We start from the raw sequence: 8,881 nt of genomic DNA, 5'->3' as shown, positions 1-8,881 counted from the left end.
CTGCCACCCTCGGCGCCTTGCAGGCCATGCGCCAGGCTTCGATGGGCTATCCCGGCGATGAAGAAGCCAAGGAGATCGTCGGGCAGTATTTCGATGTCGTGCTCTCGGAATTTAAAGCGGCCACTCCCTCAACCAAGCTGCGGCAGCGTCCCAGCAGCGACCTGCAAGGCTTAGAACTTCCCCAGATTTACTTCAACGCCTCGGAGCAGCGCGTTAAGTACGCCATGAAGCCGGGTCTATCGAGCACGGAAAAGCAAGATATCGTTAAAGCAGCCTATCGGCAAGTTTTCGAGCGCGATATCACCCGCGCCTACGGTTTGAACGTCTCCTATCTGGAATCCCAGGTGAAGAACGGCGAAATCTCAATGAAAGAGTTCATCCGCCGCCTGTGTAAGACCCCTTTGTATCGCAAGCAGTTCTTCGAGCCGTTTATCAACAGCCGCGCTCTGGAATTGGCGTTCCGCCATATTCTCGGTCGCGCCCCGAGTTCTCGCGAAGAAGTGCAGAACTATTTCTCGATCGTCTCTGAAGGCGGTCTACCGGCTCTGGTAGATGCCCTCGTCGATTCCCAGGAATATTCCGACTACTTCGGTGAAGAGACGGTTCCCTACCTGCGCGGATTCGGTCAAGAAGCCCAAGAATGCCGCAACTGGGGTCCTCAGTTCGACCTGTTCAACTTCAGCGCCCCCTTCCGCAAAGTGCCGCAACTGATTACGCTGTACGCAGCTTACCAGCAGCCTTTGCCCGATCGCCACGTCTACGGAACTGGCAACGATCCTCTCGAAATTCAGTTCGGCGCGATCTTCCCCAAAGAATCCCGCGATCCCAAAACCGCTCCCGCACCGTTTGCCAAAGATACCCGTCGGGTTCTGATTCGTCAGGGCGCCGGTATCGAGAATCAACTGAGCAATCCCGGCGCGCGGGGTAAAGCACCCGGAAGCCTCGGTCCCAAAGTTTTCAAACTGGATCAAAATACGGGAACCAAGTTCTCGGAAAGTAATACCCAGACGCTGATTCGCGCTGCCTATCGCCAGGTTTTCGGTCGGGATGTCTATGCCGCTCAGCGCTTGGAGAGTTCGGAAATTCGCCTGGAAAATGGTGAGATTACGATGAAGGAGTTCGTGCGGATTTTGGCGAAATCGCCCACCTTCCGCAAGCTGTACTGGGATCGCTTGTACGTGTGCAAGGCGGTGGAATACATCCATCGGCGTTTGCTCGGTCGCCCCACCTACGGTCGAGCGGAAATGAATTCGTACTACGATATTTGCGCCAAGAAAGGTTTCTACGCCCTCATCGATGCAATTCTCGATGCACCCGAGTACGCAGAAGCCTTTGGCGAAGATACGATTCCCTACGAACGCTATCTCACTCCGGCCGGTCAAGCGATGCGCTACCGGAAGCCGACCAATATGGAAGGGACGGGAATGTTCGTTCGCACCGAAATCACACCTCGATTCGTCGAGTTGGGAACTCCCGCTCAGCCGATATCTTCCGAGCCGGACACGGCATTCCGGGTACAACAAGGGGTCAGCAAGCGTCGCGAGCAATCCAAGGTCTTCAAGCTCACCAACACGGCCGACAAGGTCGCCTTGAAAACCATCATCAAAGCCGCTTACCGTCAAGTATTCGAGCGGGATATCGATCCCTACGTGACCAAGCCCGAGTTTACGGCTCTCGAAAGCCGCCTGGGGAATGGCGATATTTCGGTGAAAGAGTTTATGGAAGGTTTGGGCGGTTCCGAACTCTACATCCGCGAGTTCTACACGCCCCATCCGAATACTAAGGTGATCGAGTTGGGAACCAAGCACTTCCTCGGTCGCGCTACTCGCGATCAAGCCGAACTGCGCAAATACAATCAAATTTTGGCCACTCAAGGAATTCGGGCATTTATTAATGCGATGTTGGTCACCCCCGAGTATACGGAGAACTTTGGCGAAGATACGGTACCCTACCGACGCTTCCCGACGCTCCCGGCAGCTAACTTCCCCAACACCGAACGCCTTTACAACAAGCAGACCAAGCAAAATGATGAAGTAGTCGTACCTAGCTTCACGCCGGTGGCACCTTTTGGAGGTTGAGTCGTTGGTTCTTTAATCTGAGGTTCTTTTAAGAACGGATAAAGCAAGAGGCAAGTCTACAAAGGCTTGCCTTTTAATTGGAACGTTCGAGTTGCGAACGTCGGCAATTTCTCGGGCTTTGCAACGATCGCCCATACTCAAACCTAGGCTAAGGAATAATTTCCGTCACAACCCGTCCCCCACTAATCACAAAGGTTTGGGATTCGAGTTTGCCCTCGGCCCTCGGGCCCGTCAAATTGAAGGGGGGATCGACTTGGCGATAGGTGACGTTGCCATCGGCGACAAACTCTTGGGCGGGAATATTCCAAGTGAGTCGATCGGCAATGAGTTGAGCGAGATTATCTTTTCCCAACGCTTCGATCCCATCAGTTAGATAGAACATTTTCTCGGTTAAATCGATCCAACCTTGGTTCCCCGTCATCGTGACTTGCTCTTGCTCGTGCAACACCCGCACGGGAAGGTTGGAGGTGGCCACTTGTGAGGGTAAGTCCCACACTAATTCGTTACTGGCAATTTGTAAGGGAGGTTCGACGAGACTGAGTTGGGCATTATCTTGGAGGGTAGAAACCTGAGTCGCCAGATCGATTTGAGCGAGTTGGGCAACAGCACGATCGGTAATTTTTTCTTCTTCCCCTTCCCCTTCAAAGCGATCGACCTGCACTTTTTGTTCGATAAACACCTGTTCGGGTTCCATTTCCCAGACAATCCGTTCCGTACTCAGTTGCAGGGACGACTCTTTGATTCGCATCACCACCTCTCCAAAGGCTTCTAAGCGTCGCTGCTGGCTAAAGAGTTGGACTTCCTCAGCAGTGACGTCGGCGCGTTCGTGAGTTCCGGTTAAATTACCGCGCACGATCAGGGTATCGTCTTGAGGGAGCCACTCCAGCTCGTCTCCAGTCATCACCGCTCCATCTTGGGTATCGACGGCGACGACTTCCTCTTTAAGAACGATTTTTTCGCCGTTTTGATGCACTTCCCCTTCTAAAGCTTCGATCTGGAAGACTAATTCCCCATTTTGATACAGCTCTGCCTTGGGACTTTCGACGGCAGCTAGTTTGCGATCGCCGCTGTAGGTCGCTTGTTTGCCGTTGACGACCCACATTAAATTGCCTTCACCGTCTACCTGTTCGAGGGTGATGTCGTTGAAGGTGAGGCGGTTTTCGACTTCTCGATCGGGTTTTGAGTCTTCGACGGCTTTCTCGGGTACGGAACGCCGATTCCCGCACGCGCCTAACCCCAACAGCAGTATTGCGGCGATCGGGATCGCAATGGCTCGAATTGAGAGAGAAAACCGGAGAATGGATAATATCATGCTTCACCAAGCCACAGCTTATCGACAGTACAAACTTTGAGGATAGAGGAATCTGCCGTAACAGTGACTTCCTCTATCCTACGTGTCGTGCCAAGTTTTCGATCGCGCCGTTAAAGCAGCGATCGCAACGCTCATTCGATGGGTCGATCGTCCATCGCGCTCAAACCCGATAGGGGGCGGTAGTTACTGTTACTGTAAGTCGTTGGGTTTGGGCGGGGAGTTTTTTGGATGTCTTCCTTGATGGCTTCGAGATCGATATAGCGATCGGCGACGTTAATCAAACTATCGCTGGTCATCGATCGTAAACTCACCACTTCCACCCGGACACCGCGATAGCTCACCGCATCCACGGCATAGGCCAGGTCCCCATCACCACTGACGAGGACGGCGGTATCGTACGATCCCACCAACGCCATCATATCCACCGCAATCTCCACGTCGAGGTTTGCCTTTTTAGAACCATCGGGGAGTTGTACCAAATCTTTAGCAATGACGCGATATCCGTTACGACGCATCCACAGCAAAAAACCTTGCTGCTTTTCGTTAGTGCGATCGACACCGGTATAGAAAAAAGAGCGCAGTAAACGGGAACCCCCCGTTAGACGGTAGAGAAGCTTGGTGTAGTCGATTTCCATTCCCAATTGCATCGCCGCGTAGAATAAATTGGAACCATCAATAAAAATGGCAACGCGACCGCGATTTTCTAGGACTTGTTCGGGGGTGAATATTGAGTCGTGATCGAAATCATTAAACATTGTTTTGTTATCCTAAATTTTTTATGGAAGTATACGAAGAAAATCAATTTCTTGTTGATTTGTTGACAAGTTTACGTAAATAAAAAACTAGATCGGTTCAGGGCGAACTAAAGTTATACGTAATGAGGAAATCGATTTGTAACAAGCAGCACACCGATCTCTCGATCCCATGTAAAAGCGATCGAATTCTAGGGCGTTTCTGGCATTTCCAAGCGCGCAAACACCGGACTGGGTTTAGAAAATGTTCGATCGCCGTCTAGTTTCCCCCAACTTCCATGGAGATCGAAGGAAAGGTCTTTCCATGTTGAGGGATCGTCAAAATCAATCTCGAAACCCAACTGCTGGTAAATTGCCGTACTCAAACCGGGAACGATCGCACAAAGTAAATACGCCGCCAAACGAACAGATTCTAAAACAACGTACAGGACTTCCTCGACAGCTTGCTGTTCTCCTTTCTTATACAACGTCCAAGGTGCCCGATCGTCTAGAAACTTATTACAACTGCGAACCAAAATCAATGTCTCTTCACAAGCTTGGTGAAAAGCCAAGGACTCGTAAGCCGCAGCTACCCGTTCTCCCAGACATAAGCCAATAGTTTTGAGGGGATGTTCGCACTCGAGTTCCTCGGGATTCACTTTCGGCACTTTCCCCCCACAATACTTCTGAGCCATTTTCAAGGTTCGATTGAGCAAATTCCCCAAATCGTTAGCCAAATCTGCATTGAGAATATTAATGAATCGGGTTTCGTTAAAATCCCCATCTTTCCCGAATTCAATTTCTTTGAGAAAATAGTAGCGCACCGCATCAGATCCGTATTTCTCGACCAATTCCACCGGATCGACGATGTTTCCCAAGGTTTTACTCATTTTTTGACCGTTTTTGGTCAAAAAGCCGTGACCGAAAACTCGATCGGGCAAGGGCAAATCTGCAGACATGAGCATGGCTGGCCAGTAAACGGCATGAAATCTCAAAATATCTTTACCGATTAGATGCAGGTTAATGGGCCACCATCGAGCAATGGCATTTTCTAAGGTGGGTTCGTCTGTAGAATCGAGTAACGCCGTAACATATCCTAAGAGGGCATCGAACCAAACGTATAAAGTATGATCGGGGTCGCCAGGAACTGGAAATCCCCAGTCTAAATTGACCCGCGAGATCGAAAAGTCTTGAAGTCCGCCTTTGACAAAACTCAACACTTCATTGCGACGAATCTCCGGTTGAATGAAGTCGGGTTGTTTTTGGTAGAGATCTTCAAGTCGCTCTTGATATTTTGACAGGGCAAAGAAATAGTTTCGTTCGTCCCGCCACTCTGCCGTTTGATTGGGATGCAAGGGACACTGACCGCCTTCGAGCAAATCCCGCTTTTCCTTAAACTCCTCACATGCGACACAGTACCAACCCGTTTGTTGTCCTAAGTAGATGTCACCCCGATCCCACACGCGCCCGAAAAATTCTTTGACGATGGCTTCGTGTCGGGGGGCCGTGGTGCGGCTAAAGCGATCGTATTGGATGCCTAGCTGTTGCCACAGGTCTTGAAATTTACCCGCAATCTCATCGCAGCGCTCTTGGGGAGAGCGCCCCGCATCGATCGCCGATCGCTGGATTTTCTGTCCGTGCTCGTCCGTACCCGTAATCAGCAGTACAGATCGCCCTCGCAGCTTTTGAAATCGGGCGATCGCATCAGCGGCGATGGTGGTGTACGCACTGCCAATATGAGGTAAGCCATTGACATAATACAAAGGCGTGGTGAGCGCAAACGTGTTAGGTTGGGTGCGAGTATCGTTCATATATTTTGCGAGGAGTGACCTCCTACGTCCTTCCGAGCTCCATAGGTTTGGAATCTAGAAGGATAGTTTAATTGTTTTGGGTCGATATTCCTAGAGATGTTATATTACTATTTAGTTTATATTCTAATCACATTCAGTCAACTTAGTATCAAATTGCTTGCTAAAAGTAGCACGATCGGACATCGACACACCACGGTACTTTTAGATCGTTCAAACATTAAGATTCGCTAAAGAGTTTCCCGTCACCGCCCACAGGACTTTTAAGGGAAAAATTCAGGAAGTATCCTTCGATAAGACTTGGAGGCGACAGGCCCATCGGACAAGCTCGAGGTGCTGTAAAAATTAATCGTCCTCGATGGAATATTAAAATCGAGCCTTCAGATCTTAACTTTTGTGATTTCCGGTAAATTTCGATGTGTTTATACGCATCAAAATCGAAATAGAAGGGCATGACTCATAGAACGATTTTTGAGTGGAGCGCGACAAATTAGCCATCGGAGATAGCCATATTGGATCGATCGTCCCCAGATGTCAGACCCCGCATTTTAGTAAAGGAACTCGGTTATTTCTGTTTAAATAGATGCACTCTACTTCACAAGCGGCTGCACGGAGATCCGACCCCCAAACAGGCCTCTTCATCCCCGATTTTCGGGTGCCCGACCTAAAAGCTGTTTGTAAAAAGTCAACAGTTTTCGAGCGAGGGCTTTATTCGTATAATGTTCGATGGCTCGTTCGTATCCCTGTCGGGCAATATTCTGCTTCTGGCCTGGTTGTTCGATTAACTTCACCAAACTGGTTTTGAGCGCAGCAACGTTCCCTTCCGGAAAAACGAAACCCCCCTCGGAAATGACGTGGGGAATTTCCCCCGAATCCGACCCGATAACCGGCACTCGGCAAGCCATAGCTTCGATGAGAACGTGACCGAACTGTTCTTTCCATCCCACGGAGGTGAGAGTTTTGAACTTATAGGTGGTTTCGGAAGGCAAAACTAGAACGTCGAGTAGGTTGATATATCGTTGTACGTCGTCGTGGGGAACGCTTTCAACCCAAATCAACCGCTCTTGCCAACCCTTACTAGCCGCCCAAGCTCGAATCTCGTCCTGTAAGGGGCCGCGACCTAAGAGCAACCACTTCCAGGGATATTCGGGCATCGATTCGAGGGCTTGACTTAAGGTGCGCAATCCCTTCTCTTCCACAAAGCGACCGACATAGCCGACGACGAAATCTTCCGAACTCAGCCCCAGTTGTTGTCGCAACTCCGGGACGGGATGGGGGCGAAATAAATCCTCGTCAACGCCGAGTTGAGGCATAATTTCGATCGGACCGCCGTAGCCGCGATCGCGTAAAATATCCGCACCGTCTTGATTGCCCACCACAATCCCATCAGTATGGCGCAAATTGTAAGCTTCGAGGGAACGAACCGGCCATTTTAACTCGTAAGGCAGATTCCACCAGGTAAAGAAAACCATTTTGGCGTTGAGTCCGAGGAGGCGATTTAGGGTGATGAATTGGGCGTAGGCGAGAGACTTAGAACCCTGTTCCACTTGAATGATATCGGGTTTAAATTCGCGCAAAAGACCCAATAAGTCCGTTCCGAAGGTGAGTAATCCTTGGTTATTTTGACTGAAGTTAGAAACCGGAACCACTTGAAACGAACCTTCGCGAAGATATTCCGATTCGATGGTTTTATTTTGAACGCCACCGGGCTTCCATCGACGGGGAACGACGATCGCAACTTCTAGATTTGGATGAAGATTGGCTAATTCTCGTAGTTTCTCTCGGTTGAGATCGACAATATAGGTGTGACTGGCAACTAAGACTCTCATGAGCGATCGCTTTTTTCTCAAAGGCAATTCCATCATAAGAGAAGAATTCTGGGGTTGTCACGGGTGCGGAAAACTCCAAAATCAGTGCTGGGTCTATGAAAAAATTCGCAAAAAACAACCGCCTCGCATCATCGAAAAAAGATGCAAGGCGGCGATTTTTAGGTTTTGTTTCATACTGTCTCTAGCCAGTCAAAAATTTTATCGAGTTGTTCGAGGGTAATTAACCCATACTGGAGCAAAACCATGGCAAAGGTATTGACACCGAGGTCGGGGCTTTGACGCAATGCCAGCGAAATTGAATTTTGGGGGATTAATAACTCATTCTTTAAAAACTGAATGAGCTTTGCTTGCTTTGTAAATTGCATTTGTTCATTTGCACCTGATTAACCGAATAGAGATAGTATCTCTGGGATTTTGTCAATTGACCGCGATCGACCTTACTTTTGGTGGCGATCGCGATCGTCATTATAGTGTGATTTAAACCACAAACGCGAAGCATTTTAAAAATCGAACGGAGAGGATTGTCTACCCGATATCAGATATGGGAGACTTGCGATCTCCAACTATGTCAATCGATTATACGTAGTTCTGTAACGATCCCCATCTATCTAAAGGTAGACGATGGAGAAAGTGGCACCGGTAACACAACCAACAAGAAATGTAAGCATTTAGCCCTGTCAGAAAGATTCCCCTTCTGTCACCTTTTTAGCGCCGTTTTCACAATTGTAGACTCCCATGTAGTTAATGGTCGGGTGGGCTGTTTGTCTGACGAGAATTTAATGGTTTCACTCGTTACAGAACAGAAATGCCTACCAATGCCTACCCCTATGATTGGGTTCTATATTTGATGAAAAACGAGATCCCAGGGAAGCCAGAGGAAGCTTCGCTGTTAATTTTTCGGAAACGTTTCCAATTTTCCCCTAAAAAAGGGGATTAAGGGGGATCGAGATCGATTTAAGCTGAAGCTGAATACCGAAGAAATCGACAAGTGACGACTAAAACAATTTCTTGCAATTTCACCTCAGAAACCGAAAACTTCGGCGCGCGACGACCAATTCCTTCGGTGAGGGCGTAACTTGCTGCCAGCATCCGCAGCCATAAACCAGGATAGCGCGGTTCGAGC

Annotated in this window: 6 protein-coding genes; 1 reads left to right on the top strand and 5 read right to left on the bottom strand. The window is 49.2% G+C overall.

From position 1 onward, the window contains the following. Positions 1 to 2,078 (top strand): phycobilisome rod-core linker polypeptide (locus tag IQ235_RS11285; protein WP_264321563.1); only part of this gene is annotated, 2,078 nt, incomplete at its 5' end. 148 nt (positions 2,079 to 2,226) lie between these two features. Here the strand turns inward: IQ235_RS11285 and lptC are convergent. The 5 genes from lptC to IQ235_RS11260 form a co-directional block, all read right to left on the bottom strand. Further along, complete coding sequence (gene lptC / locus IQ235_RS11280; RefSeq protein ID WP_264321562.1) at positions 2,227 to 3,390, bottom strand: LPS export ABC transporter periplasmic protein LptC; 1,164 nt, start codon at positions 3,388 to 3,390, stop codon at positions 2,227 to 2,229. 131 nt (positions 3,391 to 3,521) lie between these two features. After that, entirely contained in the window at positions 3,522 to 4,145 is a 624-nt protein-coding gene (locus IQ235_RS11275; RefSeq protein ID WP_264321561.1) for a LabA-like NYN domain-containing protein, read from the bottom strand. A 188-nt stretch (positions 4,146 to 4,333) separates the two neighbouring features. After that, positions 4,334 to 5,932 (bottom strand): methionine--tRNA ligase, encoded by a 1,599-nt coding sequence (gene metG / locus IQ235_RS11270; protein WP_264321560.1) that lies wholly within the window; start codon positions 5,930 to 5,932, stop codon positions 4,334 to 4,336. A 635-nt stretch (positions 5,933 to 6,567) separates the two neighbouring features. Further along, positions 6,568 to 7,758 (bottom strand): hormogonium polysaccharide biosynthesis glycosyltransferase HpsO, encoded by a 1,191-nt coding sequence (gene hpsO, locus IQ235_RS11265; protein ID WP_264321559.1) that lies wholly within the window; start codon positions 7,756 to 7,758, stop codon positions 6,568 to 6,570. A 170-nt stretch (positions 7,759 to 7,928) separates the two neighbouring features. Continuing rightward, complete coding sequence (locus tag IQ235_RS11260) at positions 7,929 to 8,123, bottom strand: DUF2949 domain-containing protein (protein ID WP_264321558.1); 195 nt, start codon at positions 8,121 to 8,123, stop codon at positions 7,929 to 7,931. Positions 8,124 to 8,881 lie beyond the last annotated feature (758 nt).

It is taken from the genome of Zarconia navalis LEGE 11467 (genome assembly GCF_015207075.1).
GTDB classification, from domain to species: Bacteria; Cyanobacteriota; Cyanobacteriia; order Cyanobacteriales; family Geitlerinemataceae; genus Zarconia; species Zarconia navalis.
The sequence above is the reverse complement of the archived record's forward strand: the minus strand, read 5'-3'. Positions and strand labels throughout refer to the sequence as shown.